General features: G+C 60.0%; 26 protein-coding genes. 6 read left to right on the top strand and 20 right to left on the bottom strand.

Going from position 1 to position 24,930, the window contains the following annotated elements:
- Nucleotides 1–2 precede the first annotated feature (2 nt).
- Nucleotides 3–1,013 carry a sugar kinase gene (locus DMP17_RS08950; RefSeq protein ID WP_337828726.1) on the top strand — a complete coding sequence of 337 codons (1,011 nt, stop codon included), beginning with the start codon at nt 3–5 and terminating at the stop codon, nt 1,011–1,013.
- A 381-nt stretch (nt 1,014–1,394) separates the two neighbouring features.
- Here DMP17_RS08950 and DMP17_RS08945 read toward each other — a convergent pair whose 3' ends face one another.
- Complete coding sequence (locus DMP17_RS08945; RefSeq protein WP_337828725.1) at nt 1,395–2,375, bottom strand: LacI family DNA-binding transcriptional regulator; 981 nt, start codon at nt 2,373–2,375, stop codon at nt 1,395–1,397.
- Between DMP17_RS08945 and DMP17_RS08940 the strand changes: the two genes are divergently transcribed.
- From DMP17_RS08940 to eda, 3 genes are all read left to right on the top strand, one after another.
- Nucleotides 2,347–3,399 (top strand): 2-keto-4-pentenoate hydratase, encoded by a 1,053-nt coding sequence (locus tag DMP17_RS08940; protein WP_337828724.1) that lies wholly within the window; start codon nt 2,347–2,349, stop codon nt 3,397–3,399. The two genes, DMP17_RS08945 and DMP17_RS08940, sit on opposite strands and share 29 nt — an antisense overlap.
- 82 nt (nt 3,400–3,481) lie before the next feature.
- On the top strand, nt 3,482–4,756 hold the full coding sequence (locus DMP17_RS08935; RefSeq protein WP_337828723.1) for an MFS transporter: 1,275 nt from the start codon (nt 3,482–3,484) through the stop codon (nt 4,754–4,756).
- An 82-nt stretch (nt 4,757–4,838) separates the two neighbouring features.
- Nucleotides 4,839–5,456, top strand: coding sequence for a bifunctional 4-hydroxy-2-oxoglutarate aldolase/2-dehydro-3-deoxy-phosphogluconate aldolase (gene eda / locus DMP17_RS08930; RefSeq protein ID WP_337828722.1), 618 nt, complete (start codon nt 4,839–4,841; stop codon nt 5,454–5,456).
- Nucleotides 5,457–5,629: 173 nt separating this feature from the next.
- Here eda and DMP17_RS08925 read toward each other — a convergent pair whose 3' ends face one another.
- The 11 genes from DMP17_RS08925 to DMP17_RS08875 all read right to left on the bottom strand — a co-directional run bounded on the left by DMP17_RS08925 (nt 5,630) and on the right by DMP17_RS08875 (nt 15,448).
- Nucleotides 5,630–8,413, bottom strand: a complete 2,784-nt coding sequence (locus DMP17_RS08925; protein WP_337828721.1) for a phosphoenolpyruvate carboxylase — start codon at nt 8,411–8,413, stop codon at nt 5,630–5,632.
- A gap of 147 nt (nt 8,414–8,560) precedes the next feature.
- Nucleotides 8,561–9,592, bottom strand: a complete 1,032-nt coding sequence (gene ruvB / locus DMP17_RS08920) for a Holliday junction branch migration DNA helicase RuvB (RefSeq protein ID WP_337828720.1) — start codon at nt 9,590–9,592, stop codon at nt 8,561–8,563.
- The gene (locus DMP17_RS08915; RefSeq protein ID WP_337828719.1) at nt 9,592–9,987 is read right to left on the bottom strand and encodes a GFA family protein; all 396 of its coding nucleotides are present in this window, start codon (nt 9,985–9,987) and stop codon (nt 9,592–9,594) included. The genes ruvB and DMP17_RS08915 overlap by 1 nt, the downstream gene beginning before the upstream one ends.
- 22 nt (nt 9,988–10,009) lie before the next feature.
- On the bottom strand, nt 10,010–10,693 hold the full coding sequence (locus tag DMP17_RS08910) for a hypothetical protein (RefSeq protein ID WP_337828718.1): 684 nt from the start codon (nt 10,691–10,693) through the stop codon (nt 10,010–10,012).
- Between the two features lies 1 nt (nt 10,694).
- Nucleotides 10,695–11,240 (bottom strand): hypothetical protein, encoded by a 546-nt coding sequence (locus tag DMP17_RS08905; protein ID WP_337828717.1) that lies wholly within the window; start codon nt 11,238–11,240, stop codon nt 10,695–10,697.
- Entirely contained in the window at nt 11,237–11,842 is a 606-nt protein-coding gene (gene ruvA, locus DMP17_RS08900) for a Holliday junction branch migration protein RuvA (RefSeq protein WP_337828716.1), read from the bottom strand. The genes DMP17_RS08905 and ruvA overlap by 4 nt, the downstream gene beginning before the upstream one ends.
- A 743-nt stretch (nt 11,843–12,585) precedes the next feature.
- Nucleotides 12,586–13,071, bottom strand: coding sequence for a crossover junction endodeoxyribonuclease RuvC (gene ruvC / locus DMP17_RS08895; RefSeq protein WP_337828715.1), 486 nt, complete (start codon nt 13,069–13,071; stop codon nt 12,586–12,588).
- Nucleotides 13,068–13,472, bottom strand: a complete 405-nt coding sequence (locus DMP17_RS08890) for an endonuclease domain-containing protein (RefSeq protein WP_337828714.1) — start codon at nt 13,470–13,472, stop codon at nt 13,068–13,070. Before DMP17_RS08890 ends, ruvC begins: the two co-directional genes overlap by 4 nt.
- 49 nt (nt 13,473–13,521) lie before the next feature.
- Nucleotides 13,522–14,268, bottom strand: coding sequence for a YebC/PmpR family DNA-binding transcriptional regulator (locus tag DMP17_RS08885; RefSeq protein ID WP_337828713.1), 747 nt, complete (start codon nt 14,266–14,268; stop codon nt 13,522–13,524).
- A gap of 478 nt (nt 14,269–14,746) precedes the next feature.
- Nucleotides 14,747–15,064 (bottom strand): heavy metal-binding domain-containing protein, encoded by a 318-nt coding sequence (locus DMP17_RS08880; protein ID WP_337828712.1) that lies wholly within the window; start codon nt 15,062–15,064, stop codon nt 14,747–14,749.
- Between the two features lie 141 nt (nt 15,065–15,205).
- Nucleotides 15,206–15,448 carry a DUF2312 domain-containing protein gene (locus tag DMP17_RS08875; protein ID WP_337828711.1) on the bottom strand — a complete coding sequence of 81 codons (243 nt, stop codon included), beginning with the start codon at nt 15,446–15,448 and terminating at the stop codon, nt 15,206–15,208.
- Nucleotides 15,449–15,727: 279 nt separating this feature from the next.
- On the opposite strand from DMP17_RS08875, the gene pyk reads away from it, so the two are divergent.
- Nucleotides 15,728–17,185: a pyruvate kinase gene (pyk, locus tag DMP17_RS08870; protein ID WP_337828710.1), complete on the top strand. Its 1,458-nt coding sequence runs from the start codon at nt 15,728–15,730 to the stop codon at nt 17,183–17,185.
- Nucleotides 17,182–17,583 carry an acyl-CoA thioesterase gene (locus DMP17_RS08865; RefSeq protein WP_337828709.1) on the top strand — a complete coding sequence of 134 codons (402 nt, stop codon included), beginning with the start codon at nt 17,182–17,184 and terminating at the stop codon, nt 17,581–17,583. The genes pyk and DMP17_RS08865 overlap by 4 nt, the downstream gene beginning before the upstream one ends.
- Nucleotides 17,584–17,849: 266 nt before the next feature.
- On the opposite strand, the gene DMP17_RS08860 is transcribed toward DMP17_RS08865, so the two are convergent.
- The 8 genes from DMP17_RS08860 to obgE all read right to left on the bottom strand — a co-directional run bounded on the left by DMP17_RS08860 (nt 17,850) and on the right by obgE (nt 24,912).
- On the bottom strand, nt 17,850–18,581 hold the full coding sequence (locus DMP17_RS08860; protein WP_337828708.1) for an alpha/beta fold hydrolase: 732 nt from the start codon (nt 18,579–18,581) through the stop codon (nt 17,850–17,852).
- 144 nt (nt 18,582–18,725) lie between these two features.
- The gene (locus DMP17_RS08855) at nt 18,726–19,097 is read right to left on the bottom strand and encodes a response regulator (RefSeq protein WP_337828707.1); all 372 of its coding nucleotides are present in this window, start codon (nt 19,095–19,097) and stop codon (nt 18,726–18,728) included.
- 10 nt (nt 19,098–19,107) lie between these two features.
- The gene (spt, locus tag DMP17_RS08850; protein ID WP_337828706.1) at nt 19,108–20,370 is read right to left on the bottom strand and encodes a serine palmitoyltransferase; all 1,263 of its coding nucleotides are present in this window, start codon (nt 20,368–20,370) and stop codon (nt 19,108–19,110) included.
- 199 nt (nt 20,371–20,569) lie between these two features.
- Nucleotides 20,570–20,812, bottom strand: coding sequence for an acyl carrier protein (locus DMP17_RS08845; protein WP_337828705.1), 243 nt, complete (start codon nt 20,810–20,812; stop codon nt 20,570–20,572).
- A 518-nt stretch (nt 20,813–21,330) separates the two neighbouring features.
- A complete protein-coding gene (locus DMP17_RS08840; protein WP_337828704.1) occupies nt 21,331–22,281 on the bottom strand; it encodes an NAD-dependent epimerase/dehydratase family protein in 951 nt (316 codons plus the stop codon).
- A complete protein-coding gene (gene proB / locus DMP17_RS08835; protein WP_337828703.1) occupies nt 22,278–23,396 on the bottom strand; it encodes a glutamate 5-kinase in 1,119 nt (372 codons plus the stop codon). The genes DMP17_RS08840 and proB overlap by 4 nt, the downstream gene beginning before the upstream one ends.
- Nucleotides 23,397–23,431: 35 nt before the next feature.
- The gene (locus DMP17_RS08830) at nt 23,432–23,881 is read right to left on the bottom strand and encodes an acetyltransferase (protein WP_337828702.1); all 450 of its coding nucleotides are present in this window, start codon (nt 23,879–23,881) and stop codon (nt 23,432–23,434) included.
- Nucleotides 23,866–24,912 (bottom strand): GTPase ObgE, encoded by a 1,047-nt coding sequence (obgE, locus tag DMP17_RS08825; RefSeq protein WP_337828701.1) that lies wholly within the window; start codon nt 24,910–24,912, stop codon nt 23,866–23,868. The genes DMP17_RS08830 and obgE overlap by 16 nt, the downstream gene beginning before the upstream one ends.
- Nucleotides 24,913–24,930: the final 18 nt, after the last annotated feature.

The raw sequence follows: 24,930 nt of genomic DNA, 5'->3' as shown, positions 1-24,930 counted from the left end.
TGATGGCAGACCGGCTTGTTTTCTTCGGCGAATTGCTCTTGCGCCTGACCGCGCCGGGGCATGAATTGCTGATGCAGTCGCCCAGCCTCAATCTCCATGTCGGCGGTGCGGAGGCTAATGTCGCGATAGGCTTGGCGCATTTGGGTCACGACTGCGCGATGATAAGCTGCGTGCCGGACAATGCGCTGGGGCGCGGGGCGATAGCGGGCGTGCGCGGCGGCGGTGTCGATTGCGCCCATGTCGTGCGCGGGGCCGGGCGGATGGGGCTTTATTTCCTGAGCGTGGGCGCAGGCTTGCGCGCCTCCGAAATCGTTTATGATCGCGCCGGGTCGAGTTTTGCGACCAGCGCGGCCGGTGATTATGATTGGGATGCGGCGCTGGCGGGGGCCAAGCTGCTCCATCTGTCAGGCATTACGCCCGCCTTGGGACCGCAATCGGCAGACTCCGCGCTGGCGGCGGCGCGGGCGGCCAAGGCGCGGGGCGTCACCCTGTCGTTCGACGGCAATTATCGCGCGCTATTGTGGGACGCTTGGGACAGTAATCCGCGCGCCATCCTCACCGAGCTGATCGGCATGGTGGACATATTATTCGGCAATCATCGCGACCTGTCGCTGGTGCTGGGCCAGCCATTTTCCGGCGATGGTGAAGCGCGACGGCGCGAGGCAGCGGAGGCGGGTTTTGCCGCTTTTCCGCAGTTGCAACTGATCGCCTCGACCGCGCGCCATGTCGTTACCGCCGACCATCACCGCATTTCAGCGCGCGTCGATCTGCGCGGCGGCGGCCACCAGAGCGCGGACCGCGACGTGACCGGCATTGTCGACCGGATCGGGGCAGGCGATGCGTTTGCGGCGGGCGTGCTGCACGCTTGGACCGAAGGCGGCGACGCGCGTGCTATGGCCGAAACCGGTCTTGCGCTCACCTGCCTCAAACATTCGCTACCGGGTGATGCGAGCCGGTTCGGGGTGGCCGATATTGCTGCGTTTGAGGGCGGCGGATTGGATGTGCGGCGGTAAGGTTTTTTGGGGGAGGGGTGCGGGGAGCGCGCGCGACCTATCAACCATCCCGTTAGCCCTGAGCGTGTCGAAGGGCGCCTTTCAGTTTTACGCCAGCCAACACTGATGTCCGTGCTTCGACAAGCTCAGCACTAGCGGTAAATTTAGGGCCTGAAACTATATTATGCGCTTTGCATTTTTGGCTGAACTCAACGCCTTGATTTATTCCATACGCCCCGCACTTACGGGAAATTGGGGGGGCTTGAGCCATACTATGCGTCTAACGCTAACGGGTAAATTTATGGCCCGAACTATCCTGCGCGCGCAACGCTAACGGGTGCAAAATAGCGCAGCCCTTATTCAGGACATTGCACGCCAATCCACCCCCATCTTACCCCTATCTTATCCCTCGGGCGCGCGGGCGACGGATTGGCGTTCGACGAAGCTGGAGGCGAGCACCGGACTGTCCTCGGCACCGTCCGTCTCTCCCAAAAAGTCCGGCACGAGTGTGCGGGCGGCTTGGGCGCCCATTTCGCGGATCGGCCAGCGCACCGTACTTAAGGCAGGCCAGATATGGGTGGCGGTCGGCGAATCGTCGAAGCCGATGACCGATAATTGGTCGGGCACCTTGATGCCCTTTTCATGCGCGACGCGAATCACCCCCGCTGCCATTTCATCATTCGAACAGAAAATCGCGGTCGGTGGCGTGGCGAGCGACAGGAGGTTTTCGCCCGCTTCGACCCCTGCGGTATAGCGGTAATTGCCCGGCGCATAATGGTCGTCGGCAAGGCTCAGCGCTGCTTCGGCAAGCGCCTCGCGGAAACCGGTTTCGCGTTCGGCGGCGGAGCGGAATCCTTCAGGACCACGGACAAAGGCGATGCGGGTATGGCCGAGTGCAATGAGTTTGCGCACTGCTTCGGCGACGACCTCGCGGTCATTGGACGAAACGCAATGTTTGGCGTCATCGAGCAGCGCCGATCCGACGCGCACATAGCGCACACCCAATTCGTCGCATAGCTGCGCCAGCGCGTCATTTTCCGAAATAGGCGGGAGCAGCATCGCGCCGATGGGCCGCTGTTTTTCAAGAAAAATACGCACATCTTCAAGAATATGATCGGACGCGCGATCGACCGGACGGACGAGCAGCGCCAAGTCGCTATCCTTGATCGCATCCAGCACACCCTGCTGGAAATTCAGCACGGTTTGCGCGTTCGGATTGTCGTGCAACAGCGCAATCAGGAAGTTGCGCCGGAAGGCGAGCGCGCGCGCTTGCGGGTTCGGCACAAAGCCGAGCATTTCGATTGCCTGCTCGACTGCCTGCCGGGTCTTGGTCGAAATCAGTTCGGAGCGGTTGATGACGCGGCTGACCGTCTTTTTCGACACGCCAGCCAGCGCCGCTACATCGTTGATCGTCGGTTGTTTGCCGCTTTTGTTCCGCGTGCGTGGCGCCATTTATTTTATCTCTTTGCTCGCAAAAATCCGGTCCGTGAACCGGGCCTTGTCCATAGTGGCGGGAGACAGGAATAATATCAACTCGCCTGCGCCAATTTTCTTGCCTTTGACACCGGTGTCTTATATTGGACAGCAAGAGAGGGTAACAGATAATATGCAAGCTGACGGTGATTTCGACGCGATTGCCCATATATTGCTCGCCGCGCGTGCCGGAAAGGTTGCGCTTGACGATTACCCCGGTGTCATTCCGCAAAGCATGGCCGAAGCCTATGCGATTCAGGACAAGGCAATTGCGCTCGATGGGCGGCGGATCGGCGGGTGGAAAGTCGGCCGTATCGCGCCGCATCTGGTTGATCAATATGGCGATACGCGGCTGACCGGTCCGATCTTTGCCGACGAGATTGTCGATGCGAGCGATGGGCAAGTGCCCGAAATGCCGGTCTATGTTCCGGGCTTTGCGGCAGCCGAGGCGGAAATCCTGCTCTGCTTCGGCGCAATGGACGCGCGCGATTATGACATAAAGAGCGTGCGCGATGTGATTGTCGATGTGCGCGCGGGGCTGGAAATTGCAAGCTCGCCCTTTGCTGCGATCAACACCCACGGCCCTGCTGTCACTGCGTCCGATTATGGCAATAATAAAGGACTGGTGCTGGGCCCGCGCATCCCTGACTGGCGCAATGCGGACCTTATCCGGATGCCGGTGGAGCTCGCGATTGACGGGGTGCGGCTTCATCAAGCGACGATGGAAACGATGCTCGACGGGCCGTTCGGCTCGGCACTGTTCCTCATCCGCACATTGCGCAAGCGCGGCATCGCTATCCCGCCCGGCACCTGGGTATCGGCCGGAGCCATTACCGGCATCCACGAAATTGCGCCGGGCCAGCGCGCCGATGCGCTGTTCGACGGCCATTTGCGGGTCAGTTGCGCCGCGCGCCGCTTCGGAGCGGCGGCATGAAAAATAACAAAATAGAAAAGTTCGATATGAGAGGAATTTTGCTATGGCAGAGGCACCCCCTGCTAATGGAGCATCGCCACCGGTGGAAAAAACCGGACGTTATCGCTGGCTGATTGTCGCGCTGCTATTTGCGGCGACCACGGTCAATTATATTGACCGCACCATGCTCGGCTTGCTTGCCCCCGAACTGGGTAAGGAGCTCCAATGGAATGAAAATGACTATGGCGACATCGTCATGGCGTTTCAGGCAGCCTATGCGATAGGCTTCCTCATCATGGGCTGGATGGTGGACCGGTTCGGTCCCAAAATCGGTTATGCGATTGCCATCAGCATCTGGACGGTTGGCCATGCCGCGCACGGCTTTGCCTCGTCCGTCACCTCCTTCATGGCCGCGCGTGTGGTGCTGGGCGTCGGCGAAGCAGGACATTTCCCTTCGGTCGTGCGCGCGAGTAGCGAATGGTTCCCGCAAAAGGAACGCGCTTACGCCATTGGCTGGGTCAATAGCGCGACCACCATCGGGGTCATCCTGACAGCGCCGACCATCTGGCTGTGCATGACTTTGCTCGGCCCCGATTGGCGCCAAACCTTCCTTTATACCAGCTTGCTGGGCGCGCTGCTGCTTGGCTTATGGCTGTGGCTCTATAGCAATCCGCGCGAAAGCGGGAAGGTGAGCGATGCGGAACTCGCCTGGATCGAACATGATCCGCCCGAAAAAATCGAAAAAATCGGCTGGGGGCGCATTGTCACCAAGAAAGAGGCGTGGGCTTTTGCCGTCGCCAAATTCCTGACCGATCCGGTGTGGTTCCTGATGCTGTTCTGGCTGCCTAAATATTTCAGCACCACCTATGGCGTCGATATGAAGATCGTCGTCTTGCCGATGATTATCATGTATCTGATTTCGGATGTGGGCAGCATTGCGGGCGGCTGGCTGTCGTCGCGGCTTATCCATAATGGCCACACCCCCAATGTCGCGCGCAAGGTGACGATGATGATAGCGGGCGCGTGCGTGCTGCCGCTCCTGTTCGTCACGGGCATAGAAAATATGTGGGTCGCGGTGTTCATTATCGGTCTGGCTTTGGCGGGGCATCAGGCCTTTTCGTCGAACCTGCTGTCGATCCCGCCCGATATGTTCCCCAAGCGCGCGGTCGGATCGGTGATCGGCCTTGGCGGCTTCATGGGCGGCGTTGGCGGTATGATTATGGCCAAGTCCACCGGGCTGGTCCTCGATGCGACCAAGGGCAATTATACGGTGATTTTCGCGGTCTGCACCTGCGTCTATTTCCTCGCGGTGCTCGCCATCCATCTGCTGAGCCCCCGATTGGCGCCGGTGACGATGGACGCAGACGCGGCGACATGACACAGTGCGGACATAGTGCGGGGGAGGGCCTAAGCGTCCTCCCTCCGCTCATCCCCTTTGAACCGACCGGACAGGACGCCTGATGAACCGCACCATTGACCAGATCATGCGTATAGCGCCCGTCATTCCCGTCATTGTGATTGACCGGGTGGACGACGCCGTGCCGCTCGCCCAAGCCTTGGTCGCGGGCGGACTTAAGGTGCTGGAAGTGACATTACGCACCCCCGCCGCACTCGAAGCCATCACCGCGATGAAAGCGGTGGACGGCGCGATTGTCGGCGCAGGCACGGTGCTGAACCCCGCCGCACTGGATGCGGCCATCGCGGCAGGCGCGGAATTTATCGTGTCGCCGGGGCTGACCGAAACGCTGGGCCAAGCGGCGCGCGCTGCCGCCATTCCGTTCCTCCCCGGCATCGCCAATGCGGGCGATATTATGCGCGGACTGGATTTAGGCTTTGACCGCTTCAAATTCTTCCCCGCCGAAACCAGCGGCGGCATAGCGGCACTCAAAGCTCTGGCCGGACCCTTTGGCGATATCGGCTTTTGCCCGACCGGCGGCATCCGTTATGAAAGCGCCAGCGACTGGCTTGCGCTGCCCAATGTACTGTGCGTCGGCGGGAGTTGGGTGGTGCCGTCAGGACCGTTCGAAGCGGACAAGGCCGAAACCCTCGCGCGTCAGGCCAGCCAGTTGGCGGTTTAAGCGGGGGCGCATCTACTCAGCCGCTACCTCCACTCCGCATCCCCCGTCCGTCATTGCGAGCCGCGAAGCGGCGCGGCAATCCAGAGCAAAGCGCACGCGACTCTGGATTGCCGCGCGCCTACGGCGCTCGCAATGACGATGAAAAGTAGGGGAACGATATGGGTTAAAACCGCTCACCCATGCGCGCCAAAATGGTTCGCGATGCTCACGCCGATTTCCAAAATCAACCGGTAACTTCGGTCAATCGGGTTGATATAGCGTTGGTGGATGTCGGCATAGGTTTGCGCCTCACCTTCGGGATAATCGCTCGGCTCGTCCAGATGGAAGTCGGCAACACGCGGCCCACTATTGGGGAAAGCGCGGCGCAATTGGGCGAGCGCATCATCGACGCGCAGCGACAGGATCATATCCAGCACATCGCTGCGACTAATATCATTGGCGCGCGAAAAAGGCGGCACGCGCACCGCGAGCAGGAACATATGCTGCATCAAAGCGAGCCGCAATGCGTGCAATATGCCGAGTGAGCGCCGCCGCTCCTCGCGGTCGGGACCGGCTTCAAAAGCAGGCAAACGGTCGAGCAGGCGATGCAGTTTCAGCCCGTCTATCCGCAACCGGCTCGCGAGCCTCCTGAACGCACCAAGCCGGTCATCGGCCACCAGATGTTCCGACAAAGCAAGGCAGGCATCGGCGATCCGCTCTTCATTGCCACGATAGGGCCGCGTCGCCCAAAAGGCGCTGTTGAACAATTCGCCATAGGCCGCGACCGTCTTGATGCTGGCGGGGACATTGGCGCTTTGCACCGTCGCGATGACCTGCTGCGCGCGCGGGCTCGCCCCGATCAGATCGACAATCGCGTCCAGCTCATTGGCCGCCGCCGTGCCCGCGCCCGCAATCACATTAACCGGATAGCCAAGCTGTTGCAGCACCGCATTATGCGGAATCGCGCGGATTTGGCGCAGGCTAATTTCGCGATCGGCGGCGAGGTCCGATTGTCGCCGCGACTTGCGCGACCCTGTTTCGACTAACAGCCCCAGCCCGAATGCGGTGATTGCGCGCGCATAGCTTTTGGATACCAGATGGTCGCGCTGGACATGGCGGATTTGCCGGTAATAATCGAGTGACAGGTCGGTGCGCTCGTAAAAGGGATCACTAACCGGCCCCCAATTTTGCGCTTCCACCTCGGCAATGCGGGTGAGCGTTGCGAGCGCGAGCACCTTGGTGCGGAACGGTAGAAACCCGTCACCCCCTTGAAAGCTGACCTCCGGTTCCAGCCTTATCCCTGCGCCTGCAAATTTGCCGCGCGCCCACACGCTCATCGGGTAGGTGAGGCGGTTTTCCATGTCCTTGGGGTGCGCGCCGCGGCCCATCGATTCGCCATGCGTGTTGAATATCAGCGCGGCAACACCGGTCAGTTCATGCGCGACCATCAGCTCGGCCAAGCGGCTGTGCAGCCTTTCAATGCCAAGCGCCGCCGGTATCTGCCCGACAAAACGCCCCGCATCGGAAAAGCCGGTCTGGATCGCAATGCGTCCGCGCCGCTGCACATAATCGCGATAATCCGGCTCCCGTAGCAGCGCGTCGATAAACCGCCCGCCATGCTCCATCGCGCTTTCGGTTTCGAACAAGGGTGAAATATCAACGCGGTCGTCAATGCCGAACAGCTTTGAAAAATAGAGCGCGGCCAGCACCGTATGCGGGGTTTCACATTCGGCAATCAGCATCCGGATCGGCGCGTCGGCATCAATATGGCGCAGGATTTGCGCCATGGCGAGAAATTGGCGGACAGCGGTGGTGCTTTCGACCGCGAGCGCGGCGATATTGCTACGCAGCGGCTGGGCGCCCGCCAGCAAATCGCGTAGCCGCATCAGCGCCGCACCGCCGCTCATATCAAGCTGGTTGTCAGGGTCGATGCGGATGCGGATTGCGTTCAAAAGCTGCGCACTGTTCACGCGGAAATGGATCCAGCCCATGCCCAGCCCGTCCGCTTCCATCGCGGCGGCAGTGATGAGCAGGGTTTTGGCATCGGTATCGGTCGCATCAACGGCAAGCGCGCGCAACTCTGCGATCACGGGCTTGAGGCTGGTGAGCCGCGCCGGATGGTCGGCGGTCAGATGATTGGCGGCTTGGGTAAGCGTGCCGGCCTCATCAAGCCGGTCGGTGAATAGCGGGATCAGCGTTTCACAATAAGCGGCGCTGGCGGCGAGCGTGTCGCAAATCTGTTGTGCGGGCGTTACGCCCTCCAGCGCGGCGGCATAGCGGCGCAAGCGTTCGGCCTTTTCGATAAGCCGGTGGCGCAGGCTGGTCGGCCAGCCAATATCGGTGCGCCCGTCCATGTCATAACCGACCCAGGTCGCAAAACGGTAAGGGACCGGAAGCAACTCGCGCCATTGGTCGGGAAAGCGCGCCCGAGCGGCGTCTAGGATAGCACCGACCAGCATATCGCGCGCATCCTGCGCATGTGCCAATGCGGTTAAAACGTCGCGATGCTCATAGGCCAGAGTGATCGGTTTGCGCTGCGGATACGCCACGCACATATCCGCATCAATCCGCCCTACACCCGCACGCTCTGCAACCGCATCGGCCTCGTCGGGCGTCAGCAAGAATGTCGGGTGGGCGGTAAACACAATATGTTGCAAAGGCCGCGACCAGCGCGCGGAAAATCCTGCAAAAGTCTCGGATTCCGTGTCTTGATCGAGCGTTGCCACAAGGCGCGCAAAGGCCGTCTCATTGTCGGCAATGGCAGTAGGGGCGAGCAAATGATGCAGCCGCAACGCGCGTGCCTGCAACGCCTCGCACCCCAATTCCGCAACCATCCCCTGAATCGCATCGAGCGACAAAGCCCCGCTCTCCACATCGCGCGATAATTCCAGCGATAACTGGAACACCGGGTTAAAAAGCGGCGTTTCCACCGTGCGCTGATGCAGCTCAACCAGCCGCTCCCGAAGACGATTGCTCATAATGCAATCGTGCTGGAAGAAAGCAAGGAATGCAACCGCAGATTTGTTTGAAAAGACAATGTTTCAAACAGGAAAAAGTCTCCGGATTGCTCGCTGGAGAGCGGGTGGTGGATGGAGACAAGTTGTTTGCCTGTCCACATTTTTTCTTCACTTGCCCGTATCGAACAATCCGTCCTGCGCGCCTGCTGGCGGGTTGAGGCCTAGATGCTTCCACCCGTTGGGGTTCAAACAGCGCCCGCGTGCGGTGCGGGCCACTAGGCCGAGCTGGATCAGATAAGGCTCGATCACTTCCTCGATTGTATCGCGCGGCTCAGACAGCCCTGCCGCGAGCGTTTCGACGCCCACCGGTCCGCCGCGATAGACGTCGGCGATCATCGTCAGATAGCGCCGGTCCATCGCGTCCAAACCCAGCGCATCGACCTCCAGCCGGGTGAGCGCCTTGTCGGCGATGGCGGCATGGACCACCGCATCGCCCGCAACATTGGCAAAATCGCGCACCCGTCGGAGCAAGCGTCCCGCGATCCGCGGTGTGCCTCTAGCGCGCCGCGCAATCTCTCGCGCGCCATCTTCGGCAATGCCAAGGTCGAGCAGCCCCGCGGCGCGGGTGACGACGCTTTGCAATTCTTCCACCGTATAAAAATTCAACCGCACCGGAATCCCGAACCGGTCGCGCAGCGGCGTGGTGAGCAAGCCCTGCCTTGTGGTCGCGCCGACCAGCGTGAATTTGGGGAGGTCAATCCTGACCGAACGCGCGGACGGCCCTTCGCCGATCATGATGTCGAGCGCGCGGTCCTCCATCGCGGGATAGAGGACTTCTTCGACCGCCGGATTCAAGCGGTGGATTTCGTCGATGAATAACACATCGCCATCTTCCAAATTGGTGAGCAGCGCGGCCAAATCCCCCGATTTGGCAATCACCGGCCCCGATGTTGCGCGAAAGCCGACGCCCATTTCCTTGGCGATAATTTGCGCGAGCGTGGTCTTGCCCAGCCCCGGCGGGCCAAAGAATAACACATGGTCCAGCGCATCCCCGCGCGACCGTGCCGCTTCGATAAAGATGCGCAAATTTTCGCGCGCCGCCTTCTGCCCGACAAATTCGTCAAGGTTTTTGGGGCGCAACGCCGCATCGACATCTTCGGGGCGGCGGGCGGCAGTTAGGAGGCGGTCGGGGTCTGTCATCAATAATGCTCGATAGTATCACCGACGATCGCAACCCAGCTATGTTTTCGGTTTTCATAAACCGAATAGTCAGGCGGGCGAAAAGTCGGGTCGGCGAAAGCGCCGATGGCGACCGCAACGAGGTCGGGCTCGGCGGGTAACCGGTAAAAGACATTTGAACCACAGGTCGGGCAGAAATACATATGCCCTTCACCGCCCTCGTCACCGAACCGCGTCCAGAATTGCGCTTCACCGGTGATGATGACGCTGTCAGCGGGAAAGCGGGCTTGTGCGGCAAACGCGCTGCCGGAACGTCGCTGGCAATCAAGGCAGTGACACACCGACACGCGCACCGGTTCGCCAGTACAGGCGACCGCGAGTTGACCGCATTGGCAGGTGGCGGTGCGGCTGGTCATCGGATGATCCTTACCCAATCCATCACGTCCATTTGTCCAGACTATGCTCCCAGATCCAGAACGGATCGGTGGAGGTGTCCGCATCCATATCCGCAACCTCTCTTACTATATCGCTGGCGCGGTCGGGGATGGTGGTGTCAAATGTGCGGCACACCCAGTCCCGCAACGCATGAGGCGGCGCGGGCGGCGCAGGCTTCGGCTCGCCATAATCCTCCTCATATTCTTCTGCATCCCCGTCACCATATTCTTCCTCATAAATTTCCATCGGCGTGAGGTCATATTGGTCGGGAAAACTATATTCTTCATAGCCGATGGCGATAAGGCGGAGGAAATCGACCGCATTGGCCGTCAGCACACCCGTCGAACCGGACCCGAGAATGACAATCTGGGTTTCGCCCGCATCATCGCGCCATAGCGCCGCGTGGGTGCCGTTACCCCCTAGGCGGAAAAAGGGCGCGAGCCGGTTATAAACCGCTGGATCATCGCTTTGCGTCCAGCTTTTCGCATCCTCCATGTTCACCGGGGCGGCATAGAGAAGATAATTGTCCCGTGCCGCATCAATGAGAGCGCGCGCGTTACCGTTGTTGCCGTCAAAATCGCGGTAGAGATTTTGCGTGTCGAGCCAGTGGAAAAAAGCGACCAGCGCGTCGGGGATCTTCATGCCTTCGGGGAAGGAGGCCAGCATCTTTTCAGCATAATGGGTCATCTCAATTCTCCTTTGGCTGGCTTTGCGGGGCGACCTGTTTTTCGCGGCGGCGCTCTTCGGCAGCCTTGATGAACGCGAAATAAGCGGACGCGCTGGCAAAATGTTCGGGGGCGTAGCGCACCGCACGGCTCGCGGTTTGGACGCCATAATGAAGCGGGTCGATGCCGATTTTCTCGCTCCCTCTTATGCCACCGCGCGAACGATAGACATAGCCGACCATATAAGCGGTTTTGAGCCTGCGGTTTTCGGGCAGATTGACCCATGCGCCGCACGTCGGCCAGCGCGAGGGGGTGATGCTCGCGACCTTGCCGCGATCCTTGCCGCTCAAAATGACCGCGCGCACGCCCGCTTCGGGGGGCAGGCTTTCGTCGATGAAGGGCATCCGCACTTGCACGACCGACGCGCCTTCGGGAATATTTCTGGGCGCGGTTTTGAGGAACACATAGCCATAGCTTTCGGAAGTGAGGCAGGCCTGCGCCGCGCCCGGCACCAAGCTTGCTGCCGCCAAGCTTCCGAAAAAGGGGAGAAACTGTCCCGCGCGCATCATTTCGCCGCCTTTTTGAGCGCCAACCGCACTAGCGCGTCCAAGGTTGCATCCGCGCCCAGTTCCGCATCCGCTGCCGATACCGCCGCGCTGGCCTCTGCAGGTTTGAAGCCCAAGCCGGTGAGTGCGGCCATCGCGTCCGCCTGATGCCCGCCGCCTGCAACCGGCGCAGTCCCGCCCGCGCTGCCCAGCCCCGGCACCACGCCGCCAACCTTATCCTTCAATTCGCGCACGATGCGTTCGGCAAGTTTCGGTCCCACGCCATTGGCGCGCGCGACCATCGCTTTGTCTTGGGCGGCGACTGCACGGTGGAGGTCGGCGGGTTCAAAGCCCGACAGGATCGCCAGCGCCACCTTCGCGCCCACGCCTTGCACGCCGGTGAGCAAGCGGAACCAGTCGCGCTCCTCGCCGCTCGCAAAGCCGACCAGCCGCATAAAATCTTCACCGACCAGCATTTCGGTATGGATGGTGACTGCCTCACCCACAGGGCCAAGCGCGCTCAAAGTCCGCGCCGACGCACTCACCAGATAGCCAACGCCCCCCACATCAATGACCGCATGGTCAATCCCTACGCTATCGAGGCGGCCTTTCAATTTCGCAATCATACCCCTTCATAGCCGCTGGCGGGGGCAAGTCTATACACCTTTTGTTCTTGGGAGTGCGGGGAGGGCGATCCGTCCCCCGTTCACCTCGAGCGAAGTCGAGAGGCGTTGGCCCACCGGAATTGTCCAGTGGGCCAAATCCATTATGCGTATTGGATCAGTTCCCAGTAAATGGCCTGCCCGACGGAGGGCGGTAAAGGGGTGCCTTTATAAGGTGGCATACGATTGCCTTTGGCGATCGGTGCTGTTGTGGAAGGCGTTGACAGAGCTTTCCATACGCCTGATTCCGGACATACTTCTCCCGTGCGCGCACGGGTGCCGATTGGCTTTTTCATAACAACTATACCTTTCAAAGCCCGCCCAGACACCGAGAGCAGGTTGAAAAATATAAAAAGGCCACTACACTATCACGCGCTCCTTCAAGGGCGTGAAGGGTAGGAGTGTCTACCATTCGAATTGGCTCGCTGCCCTGCAAGGCAGCGGGCTAATTTTTTATCTATACCTAACATAAGTGGCGTGCAACACATTTTAAGGAATGTACTGTTTGAGAATATGGCTCGAATGTACTGTGTGAAAATATTACGTATTTACTGTGTAAGGGTAATTGAATGTGAATGGCGTAAAACATATATATGACGAAGCACGCAGTGAATGTGTGATGTACTGTGTGTTGCAGCTGGGCTGTGATTTCTGAAAGGAGGGCGGAGAGGGTACTTTCCGCCCTCGACCCATAAAATCCTTTTATTTCACCCCAACCGTTTCGCGCTTTGCGCGTGATGGGCGTGGGTGATGGCGACGGCTAGGGCGTCGGCGGCGTCGGGGCCGGTGAGTTTGACGCCGGGGAGGAGGCGCTGGACCATCGCCTGGATTTGCGCCTTGTCCGCATTGCCGACACCGACCACGGCTTTTTTGACCGCGCGCGCGGCATATTCGCCGACCGGGACGCCATAGCGCGCCGCGCCGAGCAGCACCACGCCGCGCGCTTGCCCCAGCTTTAACGTCGATTGCGGGTTGGTGTTGCTGAACACTTCCTCGACCGCGACCGTGTCCGGCGCATATTGCGCGAGAATGTCGGTCAATTCCTTGTCGAGCCGGTAGAGCCGTTCGGGGAGCGCGAGCTTGGGGTCGGTCTTCACCTGCCCGTTGGCGATATGCGACAAGCGGTTGCCTTCCGCCCCAATCACGCCCCAACCGGTCGTGCCAAGCCCGGGATCAAGGCCGAGGATGATCATGGGTTAAGCCCCTCCCCTTCAGGGGAGGGGTTGGGGTGGGGCCGTGCCGACCAGCGATTTGGTAATTGGGCCAGTCGCGCCGCAATCATGCTAAGCACCCCTTCAATATTCTCTCCCACTTCGCAGTTGGTGAACCGAAGTGTTGAATAGCCTTGCTTCAACAAACTCGCATCCCGGCGCTCGTCCCGGCTTGCATCGTGCGTATCTCCATCCACTTCAATTATCAGCCCCTTCGCGGGACAAAAGAAATCACAGATAAAGTTATCTACAACATGCTGTCGCCGGAATTTATACCCACCAAGCTGGGATCGGGAAAGATACGCCCAAAGCTTTGCCTCGAATGGCGTTGGCTCTTTTCGCATTTGGGCCGCGTAAAGGAGCAGGTTTTTGTCTTGGTCCATGACGGCCCCACCCCAACCCCTCCCCTGAAGGGGAGGGGCTTTTAGGGCCTTATCCCAACTTCGCCATAATATCGTCGGGGATGTCGTAATTGCCCCATACGGTCTGGACGTCGTCATCATCGTCGAGTGCATCGATGAGTTTGAACAAGGTCGTCGCGGTTTGCTCGTCGGTGACTTCGCTCATCAAGGTGGGTTTCCACGCGAGTTTCGCCGATTCCGCTTCGCCAAGGCTGGCTTCCATCGCTTTGGCGACTTCGTGAAGGCCGTCCTGCGCGGTCCAGATTTCGTGGCCGTCTTCGCTCGATTCCACATCTTCCGCGCCCGCTTCCAACGCGGCTTCGAACACCTTGTCATGGTCGCCGACGCTCGCCGGATAGGTGATGAGGCCCATGCGGTTGAAGCCGTGGCTCACCGCGCCCGATGCGCCCAGATTGCCGCCATTCTTGCTGAAGGCGGTGCGCACGTTAGTCGCGGTGCGGTTGCGGTTGTCCGTGAGCGCCTCGACGATGATCGCGGTGCCGCCGGGGCCATAGCCTTCATAGCGCACTTCTTCGTAATTTTCGCCGCCCGCTGCTGCGGCCTTGTCGATCGCGCGCTGGATATTATCCTTGGGCATGGATTGCGCCTTGGCGGCATTGACCGCGAGACGCAGACGCGGGTTCATGTCGGGATCGGGCATCCCCATCTTGGCCGCCACGGTGATTTCGCGGCTCAGCTTGGAGAACATGGCAGAACGTTTTTTGTCCTGCGCACCTTTGCGGTGCATGATATTTTTGAATTTTGAATGGCCGGCCACGGGCTCAGCTCCTGTCATGATAGGAATAAAATAGGTGGCTTGCCCTTACATCATCGTTTCCGGAGGCGGCAACTGCTCGTTTCGACTTTTTGTTGGAGTAAAGATTTTTGAGATGCCAACTATAATTCCAACAACGATGAGCCCTCCCATGAGAGCGCCACAAAACGAGAAAATTTCGCGCTCCATCGATATGGGATCCAAGCGAGTAATAAATAATAGCCGAGATAATAGGTATGAAATCGATATCCCGACCAACGAGTGCCACCACGTCTTTGTAACCACGCCCGTAATGAGACTACCTATCAACATTGATGGCATTAAGATCATAGCCGTACCCGTACCCGCTACCACAGCGCTTAAGTGCGGCGACAAAATAAATAGTATTCCATAACCCAAAATGCAGGTTAGTGTCGGCCCAGCAGGCCCTTTCAAAATCTTCGTAAGTTTCATTGCCCCCTCCCCGAATGGCGTTGATTAATTAAATACTCACCGCGGTGCCGCTCACTGACACCATCAGCATTGATCCGCTGTTGCCCAGCACTTCATAGTCGAGATCGACGCCGATCACGGCATTGGCACCCAGCTTGGTCGCCGCTGCTTTCATCTCGTCAATCGCTTCCACCCGCGCGCGGGCAAGCACGTCTTCATACGCGCCCGAACGGCCACCGACAATGTCGCGCACACTCGCAAACAAATCGCGGAACAGGTTCGCACCCACAATCACCTCGCCGGTGACAATGCCATAATAGTGGCGGACAGGCTGCCCTTCGATAAGGGCGGTGGTGGTGACAATCATGCGCGGAGGCTCCTATTGTGAGATTATTAGCCCGTCATCCCCGGCTTGACCGGGGATCCATCTCCCGACCCGACGGTTTGCCGCAGGGTCCGGAGATGGATTCCCGCTTTCGCGGGAATGACGAGATTTTTTATTGACGAGTTACTCGATACCCAGCGCCGCCTTATAGGTTTCCAGAATGGCTTCCATTTCCATGCGGTCATGCGGCTGCATTTTGCGCAGGCGGACGATCTGGCGCATGATTTTGGGGTCATAGCCTTGCGCTTTGGCTTCCAGATAGACGTCGCGAATATCGTCGGCGATGCCTTTCTTTTCTTCTTCCAGACGCTCGATGCGCTCGATGAAAAGACGCAGTTGGTCGGCGGCGACATTGCCCTCGCTCATATGATATTCTCCATTATGAATTAGAATCAGTTGGCGACGCGATAGGCGGGCGGGGCGGGGGCGGCAAGATATTTGCCTCCTGCGGGAGGCTATTTACCCGCTCGCTGGTCATCAGGATGACATGAACGCGCGTAAAATACCGGCCGACATCAGGCCGCGCGCGGGAAACTTGCGTTCGACCGGAGGCTGCGCCATGAGCAAGCAAACTGCAAGCGACCCGCAGGCGACCCGAAATTGCCCTGCACGCACCCGGCAAGCGCCTCTACGTCAAAAGGATTTATGGTGGTTCAATATTTCAGCCCACGCAGCCGCAAGGTCAAAATTCTGGCAACTTTGGGGCCGGCGAGCGCCAATCCCGATATGATCCGCACGCTTTTTCTGGCTGGGGCCGATGCGTTCCGCGTCAATATGAGCCATGGCGAGCATGACATCCATGCCAGTGTCATCCAGTCAATCCGCGCGCTGGAAAAGGAATTGCATCGCCCGACGACCATCCTTGTCGACCTTCAAGGCCCCAAATTGCGCGTCGGCAAATTTGCGGACGGGAGCGTGATGCTGGAGACGGGGCAAAGTTTCCGCCTCGACCGCGACCCTGCACCGGGGAACGCCAGTCGCGTCACCCTCCCGCATCAGGAAATTTTCGACGCGCTGGAAACCGGCGCGCGGTTGCTGCTTGATGATGGCAAGCTGGTGCTGCGCGTCACTGAAATCCACCCCGACCATGTGCTGACAACCGTTGAGGTTGGCGGCAAATTGTCCGACCGCAAGGGGCTCAATGTCCCCGATGTTGTGGTGCCGATCCCCGCGCTGACCGACAAGGACCGCACCGACTTGGCCTTTGCGCTGGAACAGGGCGTCGATTGGGTCGCCTTGTCCTTCGTGCAGCGCCCTGAAGATGTTGCCGAAGCGCGGCGCATCATCGGCGGCAAAGCCGCGCTGCTCGCGAAAATCGAAAAGCCTGCCGCCATCGACCGTTTGGAGGAAATTATCGAGCTATGCGACGGCGTGATGGTTGCGCGCGGTGATCTGGGCGTCGAGTTGCCCCCTTGGGCGGTGCCGCCGATCCAGAAACAGATTGTCGCGACCGCGCGGCGCATGGGCCGTCCGGTGATTGTCGCGACGCAAATGCTCGAATCGATGATTGTGACGCCTACCCCGACCCGCGCCGAAGTGTCGGACGTGGCCACCGCCGTTTATGACGGGGCGGATGCGATCATGCTGTCGGCGGAAACTGCCGCGGGCAGCTATCCGGTCGAAGCCGTCACCATTATGGACCGGATCGCAACGCAGGTGGAGCAGGATCCCGGCTATCAGGCGCGGGTCAATTTCACCGAAACCAAGCCCGATGCGACCACCGCCGATGCCTTGTCGGAAGCCGCCGCCAAGATGATTCCGGTGATCGGTTCGGATGGCATCATCTGCTTTACCGTATCGGGATCGACCGCGCGGCGCATTGCGCGCGAACGCCCGCCAGTGCCGATCCTTGTGCTTACACCGCGTCAGGAAACCGCGCGGCGCTTGGGGCTGCTATGGGGCGCCCATGCGGTGCGGACCAAGGATATTGATAGTTTTGAAGAAATGATCGCCAAGGGCAAGCGCATGGCTTTGCGCCACCATATCGGCACGGCGGGGTCCAAGCTTATCATGATGGCGGGTGTGCCGTTCGGGACGCCGGGATCGACCAATGTGTTGCACGTCGCAACGCTAACCGGCACGGAGTTGAAGGAGCATAAGTGAGTAACGCCGCCTTTGAGCTAAGCTTCACCGCAGGCCCCGACGATATTGACGAGCTGGGCCATGTGAATAACGCCGTCTGGGTCAAATGGATTCAGGACGTCGCGACCGGCCATTGGCGCGCCCATGCGCCGCAAGATGCGGTCGATGCTTATGTGTGGGTCGTGGTGCGGCACGAGATAGACTATCTGCGCGCCTTACTCCCCGGCGAGAGCGTGACCGCCCGCACCTGGATCCCCGATCCGCCCAAAGGCGCACGCTTCGACCGTATCGTCGAAATGGTCGGACCCACAGGCAAAGCCCATGTCCGAGCGCGCACCACCTGGGCGATGCTGGACAGGGAAACCGGACGGCCGTTGCGCGTGCGGCCGGATATTATCGAGATATTTTTGGGGGATTGAAGAGGGCGGGATAATGGTCCGCAACGGGTTAAAACATCCGTAGTCCTGAGCCTATCGAAGGACGGAGTTAGGTTTGCGCTAAGGCTGATAGACGTCCTTCGACAGGCTCAGGACTAACGGTTCCGATTTGATCGCCATGCCCCCAACCCCCCCCACATCAACGCCCCACACCCGTCATTGCGAGCGTCGAAGACGCGCGGCAATCCAGAGTCGCGTAAACCGCCCTGGATTGCTTCGTCGCTTGCGCTCCTCGCAATGACGCTATGCTAGGGGATACGCCGCCGTGCATCGGCGAGGCAATCGATCACCGCGTCAATCGCGCGCTGGTCGAAGGCGAAGCCCATATGGCCGCAATTGACTTCGAAACTCTGGTCGGCCTCGCCCTCGCCGCCATGCGATCCGTAATGCGATACGACACCGTCCTGCGGCGACCATAAGGCATAAGTGGGGACGGGCGGCTTTGCGCTTTCATGGAGCGCGATGGGAAGTTCCTCAACCTTGTGCCGCGCGACCAGTTCATAGAGCCGCCAAGCGTGGTTGGTCTTGAGCGACCCTGAAAACGGCGACCCCAAGGTCACGACGCTCGCAATCAGTTCGGGATGCCATTTGGCATATTCGCGCGCCATGATGCCGCCAAGGCTCCACCCGACCAGATGGACGCGGCGCCCGGTCTGCTGGTGGATATAGCGCACACGCTTGTCGATGCGCTCGATCGTATCTTCGCGCGCGCCGAAATTGCGGCCCAATTTCCAGCGTTTGGCCGAAAAGCCGACCGCGTTGAGGTTAAGCCGGAGCTGCTTCATCGAATCATCGCTTGCGCACAGTCCGGGCAACGTCAGCACCGGATCGCCATCCGCCACTTGCTCCCGCGCACGCACTTCCGGCGCATGACGCGCCCGCAACAGGTTCGGCAACCAGCGCGCCTCCTGCAACAACAGGTTCAGCGGCGGCGCGCTATCTTCCAACGGAAGCGCAGATGATTTGGGACCGGATGCCATAGTCTTAGCATAATAGATGAAACGCATTTCGGTTCAATGAATAGGCGTTTTTCTGGAAGGGGTCGGGGTGAGAGACGAAAATAAAGCGGCTCTCACCTTTTCGGGGGTGTGCGCGGGGAGAAGGGCAAATGCACCCTTTCTCCTTCAGGAGTGGAGGCGCGGGGCGTTAAACAACCCTTCAACCGCATCCGTTAGCGCCGCACAGGTAAACGGCTTTTCCAGCAACATATGCCCTTCCAGCCGCCGGGGGTCGGTATTGCCGATCTCGGCGCTCATGAACAGGATGGGGAGGTCCGGGACGATGGCGAGCGCCGCATCTTTCAGGTCCGCGCCGTTGATGTGCGGCATGATGATGTCGCTCACCAGCACATCGGGACGCTCGCCCGCGGTGAGGCGCGCGAGCATCTCGCGCCCGTCCTCGAAGGTTACGACCTTATGGCCGCAATCTTCGAGCAGGTCGCCGGTCGCCGCCAAAATGCGCGGGTCATCATCGACGATATAGACGGTGCAGATCATGCGTTTACCTTCAGATTATCCCGGCTTTCTTGCCTGCCGCTTCAAACATGCCCAAAATTTCCTGAACCTGTTCGGCGCTATGTTCCGCGCACAGCGAACAGCGCAGCAGTGTCATATTGGCCGGCGTTGCGGGCGGGCGCGCTAGGTTCACATAAAGCCCTTCGGCCAGCAAGGCTTCCCACATCATCGCGCCGCGCTCCAAGTCGGGCATGATGACCGCGATGATGGCCGATTGCGGGGTTTCGGTGCCAAGTTCGAAGCCCAGCGCCTTCAAACCGCTATGCAGCGTCTTGGAGTTTTCCCACAAATGCGCGCGCTTGTTCGACCCGTGCATGAGCTTGCGGATAGAGGTTTCGGCGGTCGCGACAACGCTCGGCGGGAGCGAGGCGGTGAACACATAAGGACGGCACACCAGCCGCATAATTTCGAACTTCGGATGGTTCGACACGCAAAAACCGCCGACCGTGCCGACGCTTTTGGAGAAGGTGCCAATGACGAAATCGACATCATCGAGGCAACCCTGATCTTCGGCCACGCCGCGCCCGTTGGGTCCGATAAAGCCCATCGAATGGGCTTCGTCGACCAGCACCATCGCGCCATATTTTTTGGCGACAGCGATCATCTCCTTGAGCGGCGCAATATCGCCGAGCATCGAATAGACGCCTTCCAGAACGACCAGCTTGCCCGCGCCTTCGGGAATACGGCGCAGACGCTTTTCCATCGCGTCGATGTCATTATGCTTGAACGGCACGATTTCGGCATTGCCCATCGCGCAGCCGTCCCAGATCGACGCATGGCTATCAATGTCGAGCACGACATAATCGCCCTTGCCCGCAATCGTCGAAATAATGCCGAGATTGGCCTGATAGCCGGTGGAAAAGACCATCGCATGGTCCATTCCGTAAAATTCCTTGAGCGCCTCTTCGCACTCTTTATGGCCCTGATAGGTGCCGTTCAGCACGCGGCTGCCGGTGGTGCCGGAGCCGAAATCGTCCAGCGCCTTCTTGCCCGCCGCGATGACATCGGGGTCGAAGGTCATGCCCATATAATTATAGGTGCCAAGGAGGATAGTGCGCTTGCCGTTGCAAATCGCGACGGTCGGCGATTCCACTTTTTCCATGACGAGGCTGAACGGGTCTTTGACGCCGGTTGCAAGCAAGCCTTCGCGCTGCTGGATCAGCGGATCAAATTTGGAAAAAAGATCGCCCGCCTTTTCCGGCCCTAAAGGCTGGTTGGCGGGATTATCGGGGGTGGCAATGGAGTCTGACATCATAATACCTGACTGGAATTTTTACCGGAATTTTCAGGCGGATTCTCGCGAGAATGACCGCCGGGATTATCTAAAACTGGTTCTGCCTGTCCGTTCGTCCTGAGTAGCTGCGCAGCAGCGTATCGAAGGGCCGGTTTCAACAACCGCAATGCTTCGATACGGGCCTTTGCAACGCCTTGTTCCGCACGAACGGCAAAGGGATTTACCCCTTCAACTTTTCCACCGCATCGACGAGCTGGCCGACATTTTCGATTTCGGCCTGCTGGTTCATCGAAATGATGATGTCGAATTCATCTTCGATCGCCGCGACAAAATCCATGACGGTCAGGCTGTCCCACTCCAGATCGCCCGCAAAAGTGGTGGCTTCGCTAAGGTCCACACCCTTTTTGTTGAACGGTTCAATCTGGGTTTTGATCGCTTCATAGGTGGCAGCGCGGTCGCTCATGCAAAAATATTCCTTGATAAAAGCTTTTTAACGATGCGCGACCATGCCGCGATTACCCCCGCTATGGCAAGCGATTGCGGCGATTTGTGGGCGATGTGATGTGCGATTTTACTGTCCTACAGCCCGAAGGCGCGGGAGTATCCGGTGCGGCGCGTTGCAAGCGGCGCGGATGCGGATGGTCGATTTAGGGCGGGAGAAAAATATGCCGGTTTGCCCGAACTTTGCGAAGCTAAGGGGGTGTTTTTGGCAGAATATGGCGGTTTTTGGGTGTGGAAGGAAAAATGGCGGAAATGCGCGGGTTCGGTGATTCGGGGGTGGGGCGGAGCAACGCTTCTTCTCCCTTGATGGGAGAAGGATATGGAGCCTTATGAGCGCAGCGAATTAGGCGCAGTTGGATGAGGGTGAGCCGTCAATCAAACGCAGCGCCAGACGGAGAGCACACCCTCATCCAACTACGACTAAGGCAGCAAGCTGCCAAGTCTCCGCATCCTTCTCCCATCAAGGGAGAAGGGAAGAGGTCACTTCATCCAACCTTCGGCTTTATACCAGTCTGCCGTGGCTTTCAGCCCGTCTTCGGTGCCGATCTTTGGCTCCCACAAGCTGGCAGGTGGTCGCTTTGCGGGGTCGACGACCCAGTCGGGATGGCAGAAATAGGCCACGCGGTCCTGTGTCAATTTGGCAGCGCCGCGCCGCACCAGCCGGTCGCCTCTGGCACCCCAATTGAGCGCCCAGCGGGGGACCGAGAGCGTAGAGACACGGCGGCCCACGGCCTTGCCCAAGGCCGCGGCGAAATCCTGATGGAGCCAGCCGCCGGGGTGGCCGTCATCGACTTCGAATATCGCGCCGGTGGTTTCGTCGCGGTCGGATGCGAGTGCGAGGAGAAGCCGCGCCAGATCGCTCACCTCGATCGCCGACATCCGCCCGCCCGGCGGCAACAGCACAACGCCCTTGGCCGCCATTTTGAACATTTCAAAAATCTCGGTGTCGGCGGGGCCATAAATGGCGGGAGGGCGCACAATGGTCCAGTTAAGGCCGCTTGCCTGCACCACGGTTTCACCGCGCGCCTTGGACGCGCCATAATCGGAAAGCTGCGGCTCACGGGCCGACAAAGAGGAAACATGAACGAACCGCTCGACCCCTGCCGCCTTCGCCGCCTCGACCATCGTGAGCGTACCCGCGACGTTGCCCGCCTCGAACCCCGCCTTGTCGGGCGCGTTGACGACGCCCGCAATATGGATGACCGTATCGGCCCCTTCGGCCAGTGTTTCGAGCGCCGCCCCATTGTCGAGCGCGCCTTTGACCCAGGTTATGCCCTCGCGGGGCTCCTGATCGCGGCGGGTGAGCGCGCGCACCTGATAGCCTTGCTCCAGCGCCAGCCGGATCACCGTCTTGCCGACAAATCCGGTGCCGCCTGTAATCGCCAAAATCATCGGGTTACGCCGGGCCCCGCCCTTATTCTTATCGTTCATAGCATGACCATATGGTCGCGATGGATGAAAGCTGCACGGGGGGGAACGCCGAGCCGTTCCGCAATAGCGGCGGTTGATAGGCCGGTGATGGCGGCGGCCTCGCGGCAATCATATTCGGCCAACCCGCGCGCAAGGGCGATGCCCTGTTCGTCGACTATATCGACAACATCGCCGCGCTCGAATTTGCCTTCAACCGCGGTGATCCCGGCGGCGAGCAGGCTTTTGCCGGAGCGCAGCGCCTTGGCCGCACCTGCATCGACAAGGATGCGGCCCTTGGCGGTGAGGCGGCCAGCGAGCCAGCTCTTTTTCTTGCGGCCCGCTGCGCTCGCGACAAAGAGCGAGCCGCAATCGGCTTGCGCCATGCGGGCGAGCGGATGATAGTAGAGGCCCGACAGGATGAGGAGGTCTGCGCCCGCCATTGTCGCGATTTTCGCGGCTTGCAGTTTGGAGGCCATGCCGCCCGATCCCATGCCGCTTGCGCTGTCGCTGCTCGCCATTGCTTCAATATCGGGGGTGATCGCGTCGATTTTGGCAAGGCGGGTAGCATTGGGATCGCGGTGCGGGTTGGCGGTGTACAGCCCGTCCACATCGGAGAGCAGGACGACGCCGCGTGCCGACGCCGCCTGCGCTACCCTTGCGGCCAGCCGGTCATTATCGCCGAAGCGGATTTCGCTGGTCGCAACCGAATCATTTTCATTGACCACCGGCACTACGCCCAAGCTGAGCAAGCGGTCCAAGGTCGCGCTCGCATTGAGGAAGCGGCGGCGGTCCTCAAGATCATCGAGTGTCACCAGCATTTGCGCGGCTGTCAGCCCTTGCGCGCCGAGCAATTCGGCCCACACGCCCGCCAGTGCAATCTGGCCGGTCGCCGCCGCCGCTTGCGCATCTTCAAGGCTCGCGCGCCCGCCTTTGGGGAGTTTCAACCGCCGCGCGCCCAAGGCTATCGCGCCGGACGAGACCACCACAATCTGCTGTCCGCCCCGCACCCGTTCGGCAATATCGGCGGCAACGCTCGCGAGCCAGTCACGCCGCACATTGCCCGCGCTGTCCACAAGCAGCGCGGAACCGATTTTGACGACAAGCCGGGGGCAAATGGCGGGAGCAAAATGCGACATAATGCCCCCGCGCTTAGCGGTTGGCGGGCCGCTTGTCAGCCATGTTTCAAATGGAGGAGGGGATAAGGCCGTCCTTGACCGTCAAGTGTAGACCGTCCGGTCGGAACAAATCCGAGATGCCGGTAAAAACCGACCGCTTGGCTATTCTGCTCGTTCACGTCGGTGGTGAGTTCGGGCACCATCGCCAGTGCATGATTGACGAGCGCCCGCCCGACGCCGCAGCCGCGATGCGCCGGGTCAATGAACAGCGCCTCCATATGCGTGCCGTCGAGCAGCATGAAGCCGGTCGCTACATCGTTGCCATCGACCGCAAGCCACAAAGGAGCAGCAGGTAGAAAGTCGCGCACTTCCGCTTCGATTGCTGCACGGTCGGCGGCGCTCAGGAAATCATGCGTCGCATCGACAGCGGCGCACCATATCGCAACCACCCGCGCGCCATCTTCTGTCCGCGATTGACGAATATCGGGTGTCAGAGCGGCGACCAAGGGGTGGGTTCTTCCGGGTCATCCTCGTCAAGGTCGGCCTGTTTGTCGCTCTCGATATAAGTCGAAAGCTTATCCAGCACCGCGTCCAGCCCCGCACCGGTCGCACCGGACAGTGGCAGCACATCGGCTGCGCCTGCTGCGACCAGTTCCGCCGACAAGGCTTCGACCAGTACGGCATCGAGCAAATCCGCCTTGTTGAGCGCGACCACTTGCGGCTTATTCTCAAGCCCTGCGCCATAGGCTTCCAGCTCGCCCTGCACGATGCGGTAGGCTTCCGCCGGATTTTCGCCATGCCCGTCGATGAGGTGGAGAAGCACGCGGCAGCGTTCGATATGGCCCAGGAAACGGTCGCCAATGCCAGCGCCTTCCGCCGCGCCTTCGATCAGGCCCGGAATATCGGCGATGACAAATTCCTTGCCGCGATGTTCGACCACGCCCAATTGCGGGCGGATGGTGGTGAAAGGATAATCGCCGACCTTTGCCTTGGTGTTGGTCACCGCATTGATGAAGGTCGATTTGCCCGCATTGGGGAGACCCACCAGCCCCACATCGGCGAGCAGCTTCAGCCGCAACCACACCCACATTTCCTCACCCGGCCAGCCCGTGCCATGCTGGCGCGGCGCGCGGTTGGTGGAGGTTTTATAACTGGCATTGCCGCGTCCGCCATCGCCGCCGACCAGAAAGGTTTCGCGCTGCCCCGCTTTGGTAAAGTCGGCCAGCACTTCTTCCTTGTCTTCGGACAGCACTTGGGTGCCGACGGGGACATGGATGACCAGATCTTCGCCGCCCGCGCCAGTGCGATCGCGGCCCATGCCGCCATGACCGCGTTGCGCCTTGAAATGCTGGGTGTAGCGAAAGTCGATGAGCGTATTCAGCCCTTCAACGGCTTCGAAAATAATGTCGCCGCCCTTGCCGCCATTGCCGCCGTCGGGACCACCATATTGGACATATTTTTCACGGCGGAACGATACCGCACCACCGCCGCCCGCGCCGGAGCGTAAAAAGATTTTTGCCTGATCGAGAAAATGCATGGCACGCTATTTAGGAGA

Source organism: Pseudonocardia sp. TMWB2A (genome assembly GCF_017312135.1).
The sequence above is the reverse complement of the archived record's forward strand: the minus strand, read 5'-3'. Positions and strand labels throughout refer to the sequence as shown.

What these genes read in the sequence shown, in the direction of transcription:
- DMP17_RS08860 (WP_337828708.1), bottom strand. Translation starts at nt 18,581, where the DNA reads ATGGCATCCGGTCCCAAATCATCTGCGCTTCCGTTGGAAGATAGCGCG.
- DMP17_RS08925 (WP_337828721.1), bottom strand. Translation starts at nt 8,413, where the DNA reads ATGAGCAATCGTCTTCGGGAGCGGCTGGTTGAGCTGCATCAGCGCACG.
- DMP17_RS08905 (WP_337828717.1), bottom strand. Translation starts at nt 11,240, where the DNA reads ATGATGCGCGCGGGACAGTTTCTCCCCTTTTTCGGAAGCTTGGCGGCA.
- eda (WP_337828722.1), top strand. Translation starts at nt 4,839, where the DNA reads ATGAACCGCACCATTGACCAGATCATGCGTATAGCGCCCGTCATTCCC.
- obgE (WP_337828701.1), bottom strand. Translation starts at nt 24,912, where the DNA reads ATGCATTTTCTCGATCAGGCAAAAATCTTTTTACGCTCCGGCGCGGGC.
- DMP17_RS08875 (WP_337828711.1), bottom strand. Translation starts at nt 15,448, where the DNA reads ATGAGCGAGGGCAATGTCGCCGCCGACCAACTGCGTCTTTTCATCGAG.
- DMP17_RS08940 (WP_337828724.1), top strand. Translation starts at nt 2,347, where the DNA reads ATGACGCGGCTGACCGTCTTTTTCGACACGCCAGCCAGCGCCGCTACA.
- DMP17_RS08890 (WP_337828714.1), bottom strand. Translation starts at nt 13,472, where the DNA reads ATGGACCAAGACAAAAACCTGCTCCTTTACGCGGCCCAAATGCGAAAA.
- DMP17_RS08915 (WP_337828719.1), bottom strand. Translation starts at nt 9,987, where the DNA reads ATGACCAGCCGCACCGCCACCTGCCAATGCGGTCAACTCGCGGTCGCC.
- ruvB (WP_337828720.1), bottom strand. Translation starts at nt 9,592, where the DNA reads ATGACAGACCCCGACCGCCTCCTAACTGCCGCCCGCCGCCCCGAAGAT.
- DMP17_RS08880 (WP_337828712.1), bottom strand. Translation starts at nt 15,064, where the DNA reads ATGATTGTCACCACCACCGCCCTTATCGAAGGGCAGCCTGTCCGCCAC.
- DMP17_RS08950 (WP_337828726.1), top strand. Translation starts at nt 3, where the DNA reads ATGGCAGACCGGCTTGTTTTCTTCGGCGAATTGCTCTTGCGCCTGACC.
- DMP17_RS08845 (WP_337828705.1), bottom strand. Translation starts at nt 20,812, where the DNA reads ATGAGCGACCGCGCTGCCACCTATGAAGCGATCAAAACCCAGATTGAA.
- spt (WP_337828706.1), bottom strand. Translation starts at nt 20,370, where the DNA reads ATGATGTCAGACTCCATTGCCACCCCCGATAATCCCGCCAACCAGCCT.
- DMP17_RS08840 (WP_337828704.1), bottom strand. Translation starts at nt 22,281, where the DNA reads ATGAACGATAAGAATAAGGGCGGGGCCCGGCGTAACCCGATGATTTTG.
- proB (WP_337828703.1), bottom strand. Translation starts at nt 23,396, where the DNA reads ATGTCGCATTTTGCTCCCGCCATTTGCCCCCGGCTTGTCGTCAAAATC.
- ruvC (WP_337828715.1), bottom strand. Translation starts at nt 13,071, where the DNA reads ATGATCATCCTCGGCCTTGATCCCGGGCTTGGCACGACCGGTTGGGGC.
- DMP17_RS08910 (WP_337828718.1), bottom strand. Translation starts at nt 10,693, where the DNA reads ATGACCCATTATGCTGAAAAGATGCTGGCCTCCTTCCCCGAAGGCATG.
- pyk (WP_337828710.1), top strand. Translation starts at nt 15,728, where the DNA reads ATGGTGGTTCAATATTTCAGCCCACGCAGCCGCAAGGTCAAAATTCTG.
- ruvA (WP_337828716.1), bottom strand. Translation starts at nt 11,842, where the DNA reads ATGATTGCGAAATTGAAAGGCCGCCTCGATAGCGTAGGGATTGACCAT.
- DMP17_RS08855 (WP_337828707.1), bottom strand. Translation starts at nt 19,097, where the DNA reads ATGATCTGCACCGTCTATATCGTCGATGATGACCCGCGCATTTTGGCG.